General features: G+C 35.1%; 17 protein-coding genes. 2 read left to right on the forward strand and 15 right to left on the reverse strand.

Annotated features, from left to right (window positions below):
• The first annotated feature begins 455 nt into the window (after positions 1-455).
• Both OPR30_RS04050 and OPR30_RS04055 read left to right on the forward strand, forming a co-directional pair.
• Positions 456-1,808, forward strand: a complete 1,353-nt coding sequence (locus tag OPR30_RS04050; protein WP_265030458.1) for an ankyrin repeat domain-containing protein — start codon at positions 456-458, stop codon at positions 1,806-1,808.
• Positions 1,809-1,869: 61 nt separating this feature from the next.
• A complete protein-coding gene (locus OPR30_RS04055) occupies positions 1,870-4,284 on the forward strand; it encodes an ankyrin repeat domain-containing protein (RefSeq protein ID WP_265030459.1) in 2,415 nt (804 codons plus the stop codon).
• Positions 4,285-4,529: 245 nt separating this feature from the next.
• On the opposite strand, the gene OPR30_RS04060 is transcribed toward OPR30_RS04055, so the two are convergent.
• The 15 genes from OPR30_RS04060 to OPR30_RS04130 all read right to left on the reverse strand — a co-directional run bounded on the left by OPR30_RS04060 (position 4,530) and on the right by OPR30_RS04130 (position 13,761).
• The gene (locus OPR30_RS04060; protein WP_265030460.1) at positions 4,530-4,667 is read right to left on the reverse strand and encodes a hypothetical protein; all 138 of its coding nucleotides are present in this window, start codon (positions 4,665-4,667) and stop codon (positions 4,530-4,532) included.
• Between the two features lie 18 nt (positions 4,668-4,685).
• The gene (locus OPR30_RS04065) at positions 4,686-6,161 is read right to left on the reverse strand and encodes a recombinase family protein (RefSeq protein ID WP_265030461.1); all 1,476 of its coding nucleotides are present in this window, start codon (positions 6,159-6,161) and stop codon (positions 4,686-4,688) included.
• Positions 6,154-6,594, reverse strand: coding sequence for a DUF2924 domain-containing protein (locus OPR30_RS04070; RefSeq protein ID WP_264685642.1), 441 nt, complete (start codon positions 6,592-6,594; stop codon positions 6,154-6,156). Before OPR30_RS04070 ends, OPR30_RS04065 begins: the two co-directional genes overlap by 8 nt.
• 4 nt (positions 6,595-6,598) lie before the next feature.
• On the reverse strand, positions 6,599-7,072 hold the full coding sequence (locus OPR30_RS04075; protein ID WP_264685641.1) for an ankyrin repeat domain-containing protein: 474 nt from the start codon (positions 7,070-7,072) through the stop codon (positions 6,599-6,601).
• A 37-nt stretch (positions 7,073-7,109) separates the two neighbouring features.
• Positions 7,110-7,820: an ankyrin repeat domain-containing protein gene (locus OPR30_RS04080; RefSeq protein ID WP_264685640.1), complete on the reverse strand. Its 711-nt coding sequence runs from the start codon at positions 7,818-7,820 to the stop codon at positions 7,110-7,112.
• Positions 7,821-7,987: 167 nt separating this feature from the next.
• On the reverse strand, positions 7,988-9,148 hold the full coding sequence (locus OPR30_RS04085; RefSeq protein WP_265030462.1) for a phage tail protein: 1,161 nt from the start codon (positions 9,146-9,148) through the stop codon (positions 7,988-7,990).
• Entirely contained in the window at positions 9,148-9,933 is a 786-nt protein-coding gene (locus OPR30_RS04090) for a baseplate assembly protein (protein ID WP_265030463.1), read from the reverse strand. Before OPR30_RS04090 ends, OPR30_RS04085 begins: the two co-directional genes overlap by 1 nt.
• 2 nt (positions 9,934-9,935) lie before the next feature.
• On the reverse strand, positions 9,936-10,271 hold the full coding sequence (locus OPR30_RS04095; protein ID WP_264683278.1) for a GPW/gp25 family protein: 336 nt from the start codon (positions 10,269-10,271) through the stop codon (positions 9,936-9,938).
• A gap of 2 nt (positions 10,272-10,273) precedes the next feature.
• Positions 10,274-10,528, reverse strand: coding sequence for a PAAR domain-containing protein (locus OPR30_RS04100; protein ID WP_265030464.1), 255 nt, complete (start codon positions 10,526-10,528; stop codon positions 10,274-10,276).
• The gene (locus OPR30_RS04105; protein ID WP_265030465.1) at positions 10,528-10,992 is read right to left on the reverse strand and encodes a phage baseplate assembly protein V; all 465 of its coding nucleotides are present in this window, start codon (positions 10,990-10,992) and stop codon (positions 10,528-10,530) included. Before OPR30_RS04105 ends, OPR30_RS04100 begins: the two co-directional genes overlap by 1 nt.
• Positions 10,979-11,458 (reverse strand): hypothetical protein, encoded by a 480-nt coding sequence (locus tag OPR30_RS04110; RefSeq protein WP_265030466.1) that lies wholly within the window; start codon positions 11,456-11,458, stop codon positions 10,979-10,981. The genes OPR30_RS04105 and OPR30_RS04110 overlap by 14 nt, the downstream gene beginning before the upstream one ends.
• A gap of 9 nt (positions 11,459-11,467) precedes the next feature.
• Positions 11,468-11,959: a phage tail protein gene (locus tag OPR30_RS04115; protein WP_265030467.1), complete on the reverse strand. Its 492-nt coding sequence runs from the start codon at positions 11,957-11,959 to the stop codon at positions 11,468-11,470.
• Position 11,960: 1 nt separating this feature from the next.
• Positions 11,961-12,266: a head-tail joining protein gene (locus OPR30_RS04120; protein ID WP_265030468.1), complete on the reverse strand. Its 306-nt coding sequence runs from the start codon at positions 12,264-12,266 to the stop codon at positions 11,961-11,963.
• A 93-nt stretch (positions 12,267-12,359) separates the two neighbouring features.
• Positions 12,360-13,364, reverse strand: coding sequence for a major capsid protein (locus OPR30_RS04125; RefSeq protein WP_265030469.1), 1,005 nt, complete (start codon positions 13,362-13,364; stop codon positions 12,360-12,362).
• Positions 13,365-13,389: 25 nt separating this feature from the next.
• The gene (locus tag OPR30_RS04130; RefSeq protein WP_265030470.1) at positions 13,390-13,761 is read right to left on the reverse strand and encodes a head decoration protein; all 372 of its coding nucleotides are present in this window, start codon (positions 13,759-13,761) and stop codon (positions 13,390-13,392) included.
• Positions 13,762-13,787: the final 26 nt, after the last annotated feature.

Raw genomic sequence — 13,787 nt, forward strand, 5'->3', positions numbered from 1 at the left:
TTACTAAAAGTCTAATAAAAGTAGCCATTTCCAGCAACCAAAACCAAGAAGCGTGAGAACTGTTTGTTTTGGGATCTTATGGTCTACCGCTTGATTCGTGCGAACTTTTTAATATAGTGATTTCATTATACGCTAAAACTAGCCACATTAGCACATTTCATCCATATCTACATACGAACTGTTTTGCCTAAGATTATGGAAATAATTTAAATTTTCTATTTTTATAACCTATTTTACGTGGCTTGTTCTCGCAAATGTATGACCTTTTTTGAAGGAGTAAATAATTGAAACCCTTATGACACTAAGTTGAGTGTTTTTCTATCCAATTTGAAATAAAAGATATTTTTCTACACCTATATACAACAAATTTGCTGTTCTAAAAAATACATAAAACTCTTGCTAATTATATCAAGTGTATAATAATCAAAACATGGATTTTTAGAGTGAGGTAAATTATGTATCCTAATGTACACGAAAGTAATGGTAATACTGAGTTACATTGTGCTGCTAAAGATGACAACTTAGAAGCAGTTCAAGCTTTACTAAACAAAGGTGCTGATGTTGAGGTACAAAACGACAATGGCGATACTGCTTTACATATAGCTGCTCAAGAAGGCCACTTAGAAGTAGTTCAATTTCTGTTAGAAAAAGGGGCTAGTGTTGAGGAACCAGGCAGCGAAGGATGTACTGCTTTGCATTATGCTGCTAGAGGAGGTCACTTAGGAATAGTTCAAGCTCTATTAGATAAAGATGCTGATATTGATGCACAAAACAACAATGGCGATACTGCTTTGCATCTTGCTGCCGAAAACGGTTGCTTAGCAATAGTTAAATACTTTGTAGACGAAAAAGGAATTAATATTAACCAAGAGAACGATGATAATGAAACTCCTTTGCATATTGCTGCTAGCGAGGGACGCTTAGAAGTAGTTCAATTTCTGTTGGAAAAAGGAGCCGTTTTTGAGGCAAAAGAAAATGATGACTTAACTGCTTTGCATTATGCTGCTACAAATAGTCACTTTGAAGTAGTTCAAGCTCTATTAGATAAAATGGATAATGCTGACATACTAAAGAAGAGTTTCAAATATGTCTTGCATATTGCTGCTCGAGAGGGTTACTTAAAAATAGTACAAGCTCTACTAGACAAAGGTGCTGATATTGATGCACAAAACAAGGATGGCGATACTGCTTTGAATGAAGCTGCTGGACGTGGTCATTTGCAAGTAGTTCAATGTCTGTTAGAAAAGGGTGCTAGTTTTGAAACACGAAACAACGAAGGCTGTACTGCTTTGCATATTGCCGCTGAAACTGGTCACTTAGAAGTAGTTCAAGCTCTGTTAGAAAAAGGGGCTAACATTGAAGCAAAAAGCAAAAATGGCAGTACTGCGTTGCATGAAGCTGCTAGAATGGGTCGCTCAGACATAGTTCAATATCTTGTAGAGGAAAAAAAGTCTACTATTGACGTAAAGGACGTTGATTGTAATACTCCTTTGGATTTAGCTGATGGAAGCGGCCACAAAAATATAGTTGAGTATCTTAATTTTCAAAAAAAGAAGCATTCTGAAACTTCAAAAGCAATAAAGACTGGTTTCTCTGTAGGTGTAATAGCCATGTTGACAGTAACTATGGGATGTATTGTTACTCATGTGAGCTTATCAATATTAGTTATTGCTGCATTGATAGTTGGAGCCATTGCTGGCAGCATTACATATAGAATATTAAAACCTAGTACTAAGCTAAATGAATATGAAGTAGAGATACAAAGTTTACCAGAAACCGATAACATCTTAAGAGTAAATGTTACATAGCTCTTGTTTTTTATGTCAAGTATATAATAATAAAATATGAGTTTTTAAACTGAGGAGAGTTATGAGTTTTGACAAGTTGGAAGAAATACTAGCTTCTATTGATACTGACGTTGGTTTAAGTGAGAGTAACGTGGTCGGAAAAGTAGAAAAAAAGCTAAAACAAGTAGATACATCTGGCCTATTACAGCTTGCTGTTTTGAAAAACAATAAACGAATAGTGGAGACTCTTATACAAAAAGGGGCTGATGTTAATAGAATGGATATATACAATCGTGATCCATTATATTATGCTATCTTACATAGAAATACACGAATGGTAGAGGTCCTGATAAAAAATGGGGCAAGTGTTAGGAAGAAATATAATGATGGAAGTACACCCTTGCATCATGCTATCTTGGGTAACAAAACAAAAATAGTAGAGCACCTAATAAACAATGGGGCTGATGTTAATGCAGTAGATGAAAAAGGTAGGACTCCATTATACTTGGCTGGCCGAAATACAAAAATGATTTCAATTCTCATGAAGAATGGAGCATGTCCCTTATTGGAAAATAGAAATGTTGAATTTTTGAAGTATTTAATTGCACTCATTAGAGATGGTGATATAGATAATTTGGAGAAGAGAGAAGCAAAACAGGAAGAAGAGCAAGTGGATGATGAATATGAATCACTTAAATACTCACTGCTGCTTAGTGATAACAGCTCTTTGATCTCTATTATAAAAAGGGAAGAATTCAGTAATTTAATATCTGAGTGGTCTTCAGGCGCATCTGACTTAAAAGAGGGCCAAAAAAATTTGAATAAGGCGTTGTTAAGTCTCCTAAAAGACTTTCCATTCTGTAACATTACAAGGTTTGAGAATTTTTTACAAGACAACAAAAGTAATGATGATCTAAAGATTGTTCTCAATCTTCAAAGAGGAAAGTCCAAGTTGACAATACTGCATGTAATACAAAGTATGGAGCATTTGGCAGTAGAAAAAGATATGGCCTGGGCAGTTAGAACATTTATAACTTTACTTTTAAAGGCTGGAGCTGACCCTAACATAGTTGACAGTGAAGGACAAACACCTTTGCACTATGCTGCTTATTATAATACTTTAAATATACCTTTACTTCTGAACAAAGGAGCACGTAATCAACCTGACAAACAAGGAAAAACTCCTCTAGATATTGTAATTATTAACAAAAAACCTTTTGAAGTGAATATTTTAGAACAAATCTTTTTAACTCAGGAACAAATGAGAGCAAAAAGCCATTTAGAAAATATTTGCGGTCATAGCTTTGACACTAATCAACTAAGAGAGTTTTTAAATCAGCACAGAGGAAATGAAGGTCTTAAAGAGATTTTAAATCTTCGTGATTGCAAAGGAAAGTCTCGTATTTTTCAAAAGATTAGAGATACTTGTTATGGTGATAAAATTCGTTTTAAAGAAGCAGAAAGGTTACTGTTAGAAGCAGGAGCAATTGATTACAAAGGATGGCAGGACAAAGAACATTTACCTAAAGCTTCCACTTTATGGGACATTTTAATATTAAACCAACGGGAGGAATTGAAAGCTTTTTTAGATATGGCCAATGCAGCTGAAAACATGAACGAGTTAGAGCAAGTTGTAAAAAGAGCTATAGAAGCAGGAGTAATGCTGAACTTTGCTGTGTCAGGAAGTTTATATGACAAGAAATATGAGAGTAAATATGGCTTCGCAGATTGTGTAATAAGAAAAATTAGTGAATTAAAAAAGAACTCTAAAATTGCAAGTGATGTAGAGGTTGCTAGTCGTATAGTATGTAACTTAGTATCAAAAGGAGTAGTACTACATACTATAAGCAGCATTCTTGTCATTGATGAACTAGAAGGGTTTAAAAGCCACAAAGCTAATATGGTAAAAGCCTATGAAAGTTATGCAAAGCGTACTTTGAAATTTATGGAAATTGTTAAAAGTGCAACTACTGGCAAGGTGAAAAATGTAAAAGTGGACAACTCTATTCTCTATTTGGAATATTCAGAAAATAGTGTAGTTGAAGTTGCAAAAATCATAAATGAAGCAAATTTAACTCATGGAAGTATAGAATATAGAAGAGATGTAATAGCAATCGGTGAAAGTGAGGTAGAAATTATAACGGAAGATGGGATAAGAAATTATACTAACCTTACGGGCAATATAGTACTGACTTTCCATACTAGTTTGGGAAAGATAGACATTAAACTGTATCCTGACGTACAAGATAAAAGCAAAATTATAGTAGAAGTGAGTAATAAAGAGGAAGTATTGGAAAAATTCGAAGGTCATGAAGAAGAATTAGGCGAGGATTGTGAACTTGGTAATTGTTGTGTCTACGATGCTATTGAACAGGGATATTTTGAAAGGTCTGGAAAATTAATGCATCCTGAAGTAATAAGAGAATCTAGCAAGAAATGGGCAGAACGTGAAGAGTTAAGAAGGACTTCTGATCCTAGGAGAGAAGTTTCTAGGTAGATTAATTTGCCAAAAAAGTTAAAGATTATTATTTAAATATAAACTGCTATAATTTATAGATTAAGGAGTTCATACCAATGTCTTTTAAGAATACTCTTTTATATCATTTTTAAGCTGGCTACAAAATGAAGATATGGAACATACAATTGGCTGAGCTGCCTTTTACACTCCAGGTTTACTATTAAAATATGCAGCTAAAATTGGATACATTTTTTGTCACTATTGCATCCGATATACTAAAATCTTCATTGTTTATATTGATATTTTCGCATAATTGATTTTGTAACATTGATTTGCTCTTCTACATCAATCTCAACATCTTTTGGTATGGCCCTTTGTGGCAGCTCCTTTTGCAATAGTGGTACCTTTTGATTTTCTGGCACATCTATCTCCTGTGGCTTTTATAAATTAAGACCATAGAATTTCTCCCTTTGCTCACTCCAAAGCATCGGTATTTCCTTTAAATCAGCTAGCCTCAAACTCCTTGGCTGCTTCCCATTTATTATGTCTTCTTTAATTTTTGGTGCTAAATAATTCAGCCTCAAAATTTGCTGTATACGTCTTGTGCCTATATTAATTTTGGCACTCATCTCCTTCACACTTCCATATTTTCCTTGCTCTAGTTGCCGTTTCCACGAATGGGCTCTCACCACCGCTTTCAGTAGCGCATTGTTTGTTTTTCCTTCTGGTTCAATTACTGTACATTTGTTTCCTTTCTTTTTTATTGGTATAAATTCTACCTTACCCTCTAAACACACTTCTATTTCATCTTCTTTTACCATTACTCCCTTTATTAACTTTTTCACTACTTCTTTCTGCTTTCCAAAACTTAAATTTTTCCATTCTTCTCCCCATTTTTCATATAAATCTTCTGCTCTCTTCATTACTTCTTTTTCTACTTCTCCTGCTATTACATTTCGGTTTTCTGATTCACAATTTTTTCCCCTTAAATGATTGTTGCATACGTAATATCGATATCTCTTATTCTCCTTTTTTGCATATGTCAGCGTCATATTTACATCACAGCTCTTGCACTTAATTATTCCCTTTAGCAGCGCTTCCTCATATTTTGCTTTTCTATATGGTTGATTCATTATCAATTCTTGTGCTTTTTGCCATTTTTCTTCCTCTATTATCGCCTCATGTTTTCCTTCATACTCTTTCTCATAATGCCTTATTTTTCCCGTATATATTGGATTTGTTATTATTCTTCTCACCGTTGCCTTTTTAAAGATATCTGATTTTGTTCTATAACCTTGACTATTTAACTCCCTTGCCAGTTCTGCCATTGATCTCAGCTCCATATACCTCTCAAATATATGTTTTACCGTCTTTGCTTCTTTTTCATTTATTATTAATTCCTTATCTTTTACATCATACCCAAGCGGCAAAGTTCCTCCCATCCATAACCCTTGCTCCTTTGATGTTGCTATTTTATTTTTTACTCTTTCTACGATCATTTCTCTTTCTAGTTGCGCTGCTCCTGATAATACCGTTTGTACAAATTTTCCCATTGGTGTGTTATTATCAAATATCTGCGTTACTGCTATAAAATTTACTCGGTGCCTTCTAAAAAATGATGTCACTTCTATGCTGTCTTTTGTTTCTCTTGATAGCCTATCGAGCGTATATACTACTACACAATCTACTTCTCCTGCCTTTACATCTTCAAATAATTCTTTTATTGCTGGTCTTTCTAAATTCTTTCCTGAATAGCCTCCATCATCGTACCTTTTGGCCAATATTACCCAGCCCTCTCTGCTCTTTATGTACTTCTCACATGCTACTCGCTGGGCATCAAGACTGTTAAATTTCTGCTCTAAACCGTCTTCATTTGACTTTCTCGTATATATTACACATCTTATCCCTTTACACATTTTCCCTTCCCTTTTGATTACGCAAACCAAATAGAAGCGGCCCATTGTAGCTCATTCCCATTATTTTTCCTGCCACTGCTGATAATGACGTATAAAATTCTTCTCTGTAGATTAAACCCTTATCTGTTACCATTATTGCATGTGTTTCTTCACCCCTTTCTAATATCAGCTCTGTTCCTGCTACTGGCAGTTTATCGCTACTTATTCTTTTTCCCTTCTCTAGTCGATCTGCTAGATATTCTAGTCTTTTTGCCCCCTTTCTTGATATTTCTCCATGCACTTTCTCCTGTAACCTATACGCCAATCTTGGTATCAGGTACTTCTTTGAATGTCTAGGTGCCTCTTCCTCAAATACCTTCTTCCATATTTTCCTCAGTTCTGCCAGCGATTTTTTCTCTAAATTCATTACTTTCTTTTCTGTTTCTTCCTCCATATCTTTAGCCTCTCATAAATAACTTTTCAATTCTATCCGTTTCTTTCTTCAATACTTCAGTTACCTCTTTACTATTTTTCGCATAATCCATCGCTGTCATTCCAAATTTATCTGCTTGTTCTATTTCAGCCCCTGCTTTTACTAGCTCCTCCACTATTTCCACCTTCCCCACCATACATGCAAGGTGCAATGGAGTGCATTTATTTCTATATTCTTCCGCATTTACATCGGCTCCTGATTTTATCAATTCTCTAACTGTTTCTAGACGTTTCTCCGTTACCGCTAGGTGCAGTGCTGTGTATCCTTTCACATCTGCTGCATTCACATTCGCTCCTTTTTCGACTAACAACTCCACTGTTTTTACCTCTACTGCATAATGTAGAGCTGTTCTTCCTTTTTCGTCTCTTTCATAAATATTTTTATATGAGTTCTCTAATAATTCTTTTGCTGACTTCTCTTTCTTATCAAACTTTACCATAATCTACCCCACCTTTATTGAAAATTAAGTCTCTCCTTTAAGCCTTCCTTTTTACCACCTCATCTATCATTGCATTCACTTGGCTGATTATCTTGCTTACTAAATTTTCACATTCTTCCTTTATTAGTGATTTGTCTCTCTTTCTTATTTCTCCTATCTCTATTATTTTTAACTCCGGTAAATAACTCCTATTCAACATGTCTGCTATTTCTCCCACTAGCCTCTCTATTCCATAGCACGTCAGTTCTCTACTCTTTGTTACTCCTCCTTGTTCTCTCAAAAATTTACTTACCTTTTCACTCTCTTTGCTATCACATAGGCAATACTTTTCACTTTCCCAGATGTAATACATTGGTGTTGCACCATACTTATTTAGTTGATTAACTTCAGCTCCGGCCTTTACCAGCTCTTTTATTATTTCAACTCCTGCTCCTCCTATTTTGCACGCAGAGTGCAGTGGCGTACATCCAGTAATATATTGAGTAGCATTTACCTCCGCTCCTTCCCTTAGCAGTACTTTTACGTTTTCTAAACTTTTTGCGAATACTGCACAGTGTAGTGGCGTATAACCATTTTTATCTCTTGCATTTACCTCTGCCCCTTTTTCTATTAATAACCTCACTGTTTTGTAATCAGAGATTTCCACTGCTTGGTGCAATATCGTCTCTCCTTCTTCATTTCTTTTATTAATATCGTTACTTGATACTTCTTTAAAAAACTTACTAAAAGATTCTTTGCTAAACTTCATACTTACCTCACAAAACTAGCTTTTCTAGCGTTAGATAAATTTCTTATATTTACCTGCTGCTATTCAAGTCATGTCCTTTTTAGCATGAGAAAGCAAGTCCTTTTCTTTTTATTTCATACACTTTTACCTATTATTAATATAATATATGAGGATCTAAATATAAGCATTTAACTTATTATAGATATTACTTGACTATTTTTCCAACTTCTGTGCAAATGTCGATGTTCGTGCCATTTCAGTACTCCCGGGTAAAACACTAAAATGTGCTTTTCTAATTCGTGTATTGAGTCTTTTTGCTCTGAATATAAGTCGTTTTTATAGTAAATGTTGTGTTCTGCTAAAACATATTTTCTGACCTTCTGATCTGTATAATTTTCTACTTTGTAACGATGGATAATACTGAATCTTTCTAAAATTGGCTTGTGTTTTAAATTCCAACGTTGCCCTGAAAGTTTATCGTTTCCCAATACAAATTTATTTCCTTTTTCTTCTACGCTACTTACTGGAAAGCACCCATTTATTTCTCCTAATTTCCAGCTATCTGACAGTACAATCTGTGCTTTGGCAAACTTTATTTCTGGTAATAAGCTCTGTGATAGAGGATATAGTGCTTTTAAGTTGTACCACTGATGACTTCTTTCATAAATGCCTTTGTAATCCTTTGTATGAGCCTCTGTTTCTCCAAGTACTGCTACATCTAATCGATATATGTCATTACTAAATGTTTGTTCATAATGCTCTCTTAAATAGTTGTCTACAATCTCTACTAACGGACCTCTAGAACTGAAAAAATTTATTCTTCCAAACGATAACACTGGCCCATTTTTTTCAACTTTTATACCAGAGTAGTCTGATAACAAACTTCCAAATAAACTTTCATCTAAAATAAACCTATCAACGTTATAGTGATCATTGAAAATCCTCATTAGCCGCGATCTTGCTGGTAACGATAGTTTTGCAAGTTCTACTACTGCATCCACAAAAAAGTTATTTGGAACATCCCTTATCCCTATCTGCAGTTCAAAAAAATGTTTTCCAGGTGGCTCCTCAATGATTGTAATATCTTCTATATTTGCCCACTTTAGTGCTATTTTGAGTGATTCTGGGGTTCCTCTTAAACGCTGAAATTTTACTCCTTCTACTATGGCTTTTCTTCTATCTTTTACCCAGCGTAGTATTTCCCCCAATTCATATTCCTCAATCAACCACGGCAATGTTTCTTCTTTAAGACTAAACTTAAATCCTCTGATACAGTTTGGATCTACTTTATAATCTATCGCATCTACTAGCGCTCTTTCCTGCCTTGTTGCATTTGGTGGCAGTAACATTACTCAATCTTTAAATTTCTCAAATTTGCACATTCATTTCCCAGAACCACAACATCCTCTTTTGGCTCGATTAATTCTACGTTTTCTACACCATCTACAAATAAATTTGCTATTATCCATGATCTTGTAACATTCCATCTCAGCCTTCTACTTGCTTCAAACTTCTTGATGAACTGCTTCTTGATTTCCTCCTTTGATATCACAGGACTTATGCTCATTCTGCTGTGAATATCTATTTCCGTAATATTGCAACCAACTACTGTTACTGTATCTGTTAAAACCCTTATATCATCTCTAGTAACCTGCTTTTTTACAATTTCTAGTAGCTCTTCTGACAATATGCCAGTTTGTGTTGATAAGATTGAAATTTGTACTTTCCCTGGTATAGGTGATTCTACTAATGCATCTTTTACTCTACTATCTGCTGACAGTGCATGATATTTATAATATTCCTTACTTCCTCCTGTTGACCAACCTGCTATTTTTGCTTTTACCCTCTTTCTAAATCTTTCATCCTCTTCTTCTTTTTGCCTCTCTACTCCATAAAATTCAGCCAAATTATCAAGATCTTCTCCCTTTGCAAATTTCAGTAAATTACCCTTTACAGCTTCGTTTATCCTTTGTCTGAGTAAAAGTTCTCGCCATGCTGCTACCTCCAGAATCTTCATTGCTGGATCGGATTCTACTAACGCTGAAAAGGTTTCATCTCTACACACTAATTCCTCCTTCATTCTGGAAAAGATTTCCTCATAGCTTAGTTTTTCAATAATATTAGATGTCTGCATTTCTAAACAACTACTCCACTAATACCTATGAATTTGCCTTCTGAAAGATACATACCTTCAAGTACAAGAGTCATTTTTCCTTCTTTAGCTTCAGCAATCTTTACTTTTTCTAACTTAAATCTCTTCTCAAATTTCCCCAGTGCTTCTGCTGTTGCTGCATAGATTTCCAAAGTTAAATCTCTATTTATTGGCTTATCCACCAATTCAAATAATCTTGAGCCATAATCTCTCCTCATGATTCTACTGTTTACTGGAGTGGTCAGTATATCAATTATCGATTGCTTTAAGTGCTCTATTCCTTCTAACGCTTTTCCTGTTTTAGCATCCATACCCTTCATTTCTATTTTGCAAAAACGCTTTCACTGCCTTTTATTACTTTAAATCCACAGGAAACTATATCTCCTACTCTTCCTATACCAAGACCATTTGCAAACACTGTTTTTGATCCTTGAATCATTACTTTTCCTTCACTAAAACTGTCTCCTTGTCTACATATTGACTTACCGTTTACAAAAACATTGTTACTGCCACTAATGCAAAAATGTGGTGTTGCTTCTGCACAATAATCTCCTACTCGCACAACCGATTTATTCATCAATTAAGGTTTATTTTATCTGCCTTCAATTTTATTCCACTTTTTGTCATTTCTATACTTGATCCCCCAACTTTCAGTGTTATTTTGTCTACTACTTCAATCTCTAAATGATGTTTATCTTTATCGTATGACAACTTTGTTCCATCTTGAAATGTTAAGCTACTCACCTCTTTTTTATTTTCTGGTGCAGAGTACTTTTGTTGATATATTCCAGGAAGTACTACTCCTAATGATAACTCCCCCAATGGTGACAATATTACTACCTGTTCATTTATGCTTGGTGGTAGCCAGCTTCTTTCCTCTCCTGCTCTAGAAGTTATCCATGGAAGAAAATCTGTTAAAAGTTCTCCTATCTTCACTCTTACTTTTGCTTTCTCATAATCTACTTCTTTTACAACTCCTATTCGTACAATATTTGCTAACTTTCTTTGCAGCTCTGAAATAGCAAAATTACTCTCTAACATTTTCTTCTATTATAATCGTATGTGGCTTAATCTTATTTTCTGTCCATATCGATTTACCTAAATGAAGCTGATGACTCCAATCAACCATCCACACCAAATATGCATCTAATTCGGGTCTAAATCCGTCAATTTCTGCAGAGATAAATTCTCCTGGTGAAACATTTTTTATATTCCATGTATTTTTGTTTACAACTTTTGCCACCTCGGCAGCTAATGTTCTGACAATAAGAGGAGCATTTTCTATTGTGCTATCAATCACAATTCGTGCTTCAAATCTTGCTTTCAGAGCTAATTCTTCAGTACCTGGATCTTTACCTGGTTCTAAACTTGCTAGTTCCACAAACACCGCTGGCGCTACTAATTCTTTTCTTATTGCTGGATAAATTTCACATGTCTGTATAGCCGGTATTTCTTCCTTCAGTGTGCTGCAAATTGCTTGATGTAAATCTTTCCAGAACTTTGTCATGCATATAATTTAACTCATGTAATGTATAAAATATTTTTCAAATACCTTTTCAACTTCATAATTAACAAGATTCCCTATTATCCTTGAAGCCTCAGGTTCGAGTGACAATTTAACTTCCTTTATTGGCAATGCTGCTCTTCCTTCACGCTTAAAAATACCGCTATTTCCTTTTGGCATAACTGCTGCAAATCCTCCTATAAACTCATGCTTTCCTACTTTCGATCCTCTTCTTGTTTTTTGTATCTTGCCAATTGTCGATGCTCTAATGTCATAGAGATTTGCTCTAATTAACACTTCTAATCTGCTAGTTTTCGCCTTAAAAATTCTTAATCTCTTTCTTATCAAACTTTTCTTTTCCTCACTAATTTCCTTAGCTGCTTGCGCTTTTAACCATAGTGCCGTTCTGTTTAATGCACTCACTATTGCTAATTCTATTTTTCTTCTTTTAGCGTTTACACTTTCTATTACCTTATTACTATTAACTTCTATATGAATAGACATTCTATACCCCAGATGCTTCGATTCGCCAGATCATTCCAGATTTATCTCTAAGTGGTGGTGAGTGCACCTTATACTTACAGTTACCAATAACGAAGATATCTCCTACCATTGGCTTTAATATATCAAAGACACTCACCTCCAAAATCAACATCTCCCTCACAAATTGTCCTTCACCAATCTCGTATAATTTATCTGGCTGTTGCTTTAATACTTGTACCATGTATGCCTTATTTTTCGACTCATACAAAGCTACTTCTCCTAGATGGGCAAAACAATCTTTAAATAATCGCTTAATACTCTCTTGCATTCTTCTATTTTATTCATTAAGTTTTCATCAGTATGCTAATAAGGTATATGCTGATAGAGTACTAACTGCCTTTTTGTTGCTCTATCAGTATTGTTATATTGCAACGACCTTGACCAAAACGGCCGGGCGGTGGCACATTGGCAGAGGGTTTGACTGCGTATGCAAATCAGTCCCTCTATCAAATCTTCTTGGCTCTTGTTTTGCATAAAGTGGCTGTCCTAGTGTATTTACTGTTTCATTAAAATCTGCTGGTGCAAAATATGTTGTAAATGTGCTCGCTGTTCCTACTGGAAAACAGTGCCCTGTATCTTTCTCAATAAATCTTCTCACCGTTCCTTCAGGGTCAGTTGCTTGCCCTCTATATTCTTCAAATGTGATGCCACAAAACGTAAATCCTGATCTCATATCGTTCCTTAGTGCTGCTCCTTCTTGCCATCTCTCATATGCTTCTTTCACTTTACTATGCGAAGTTAATGCATCAAAAAACTCAGGGCTTACCAAGGCATGAATTCCTGTCATATATTCACCACTTAGATTATCTTCAATATGCCTTAGTACCTCCATACACTTACGCTTTACATCCGTTGTTGCTGTGCCAAGAGCAAAGTTTACTGTTTTTGCTGTAATTCCAAACTCTGTGTACAGGTTAAGTAATTCAGATCCATCTGCATCTAAAATTATTCCTTTTAGCGCTCCCATTCGCAAATGCTCTAATGTTATTGCATGTTTGTTTCTCATTAGCTGCAAATGATCAGTTATTACATCTGCAAGCGCTTTAAGTTCACTCTCTGATCCAAATGCCCTTATTCCTTGTACTTCTTCTGGCAGCACTACATCATCATGCGGAATGTGCGGAATCGTAAACGTTCTTACCTTTCTTTTTCCTCTTTTTCCTACTGTTGCTGGTGCTCCTGGAACTTGTGTTGGCAATAGACTTAAAACTCCGTTGTGTTCTTCTATGGTAATATGTCTAAATCTTACTGACCTACTTGGAAACAAATTTAAATTTTCAACTCGTCCATAATTTATCGGCAATATATTCATCGCATTTGTTAGTGCCGTCATGCTAAATGCTGTATTTGTAAATGGATTTTGCATTCTTTTTCCCCCTTATTAATTTAAGTTACACTCCCTTGCGGACAATGATCCCTCGTCCTTCAAGTTGCTTTATTGCTTCAGCTTTCTGTTCTTCAGTGATATTTGCTGGCCACACAACTGCATGATCTGCTAGTATTGCACCACGAGTAATAATTACTGCTTTGGCATTTTCTGTCGCATTTACATCACTTACTATTGCACCTATTGCTGTTTGTGTGCCATCTGTTCCAGCAGGATTAAGTACTCTAATAAAACCATCTTCCGTCTTTTTGGCAACTACTGCACCAAGCTTAAGATTTTGACCTTTAGCTACTGTTATTTGGTCTCTTGAATATAGATTTGAAACTTCGTATTTCAGAAGATCCCCAAGGTTATTTTGTTCTGTTATAGTACTCATTTTGCTTTTCCCCTTTATTTTTTACT

This window comes from Wolbachia endosymbiont (group B) of Athalia cordata (assembly GCF_947251845.1).
Taxonomy (GTDB): domain Bacteria; phylum Pseudomonadota; class Alphaproteobacteria; order Rickettsiales; family Anaplasmataceae; genus Wolbachia.

What these genes read in the sequence shown, in the direction of transcription:
- OPR30_RS04050 (WP_265030458.1), top strand. Translation starts at nt 456, where the DNA reads ATGTATCCTAATGTACACGAAAGTAATGGTAATACTGAGTTACATTGT.
- OPR30_RS04055 (WP_265030459.1), top strand. Translation starts at nt 1,870, where the DNA reads ATGAGTTTTGACAAGTTGGAAGAAATACTAGCTTCTATTGATACTGAC.
- OPR30_RS04065 (WP_265030461.1), bottom strand. Translation starts at nt 6,161, where the DNA reads ATGTGTAAAGGGATAAGATGTGTAATATATACGAGAAAGTCAAATGAA.
- OPR30_RS04070 (WP_264685642.1), bottom strand. Translation starts at nt 6,594, where the DNA reads ATGGAGGAAGAAACAGAAAAGAAAGTAATGAATTTAGAGAAAAAATCG.
- OPR30_RS04075 (WP_264685641.1), bottom strand. Translation starts at nt 7,072, where the DNA reads ATGGTAAAGTTTGATAAGAAAGAGAAGTCAGCAAAAGAATTATTAGAG.
- OPR30_RS04080 (WP_264685640.1), bottom strand. Translation starts at nt 7,820, where the DNA reads ATGAAGTTTAGCAAAGAATCTTTTAGTAAGTTTTTTAAAGAAGTATCA.
- OPR30_RS04085 (WP_265030462.1), bottom strand. Translation starts at nt 9,148, where the DNA reads ATGTTACTGCCACCAAATGCAACAAGGCAGGAAAGAGCGCTAGTAGAT.
- OPR30_RS04090 (WP_265030463.1), bottom strand. Translation starts at nt 9,933, where the DNA reads ATGCAGACATCTAATATTATTGAAAAACTAAGCTATGAGGAAATCTTT.
- OPR30_RS04095 (WP_264683278.1), bottom strand. Translation starts at nt 10,271, where the DNA reads ATGAAGGGTATGGATGCTAAAACAGGAAAAGCGTTAGAAGGAATAGAG.
- OPR30_RS04100 (WP_265030464.1), bottom strand. Translation starts at nt 10,528, where the DNA reads ATGAATAAATCGGTTGTGCGAGTAGGAGATTATTGTGCAGAAGCAACA.
- OPR30_RS04105 (WP_265030465.1), bottom strand. Translation starts at nt 10,992, where the DNA reads ATGTTAGAGAGTAATTTTGCTATTTCAGAGCTGCAAAGAAAGTTAGCA.
- OPR30_RS04110 (WP_265030466.1), bottom strand. Translation starts at nt 11,458, where the DNA reads ATGACAAAGTTCTGGAAAGATTTACATCAAGCAATTTGCAGCACACTG.
- OPR30_RS04115 (WP_265030467.1), bottom strand. Translation starts at nt 11,959, where the DNA reads ATGTCTATTCATATAGAAGTTAATAGTAATAAGGTAATAGAAAGTGTA.
- OPR30_RS04120 (WP_265030468.1), bottom strand. Translation starts at nt 12,266, where the DNA reads ATGCAAGAGAGTATTAAGCGATTATTTAAAGATTGTTTTGCCCATCTA.
- OPR30_RS04125 (WP_265030469.1), bottom strand. Translation starts at nt 13,364, where the DNA reads ATGCAAAATCCATTTACAAATACAGCATTTAGCATGACGGCACTAACA.
- OPR30_RS04130 (WP_265030470.1), bottom strand. Translation starts at nt 13,761, where the DNA reads ATGAGTACTATAACAGAACAAAATAACCTTGGGGATCTTCTGAAATAC.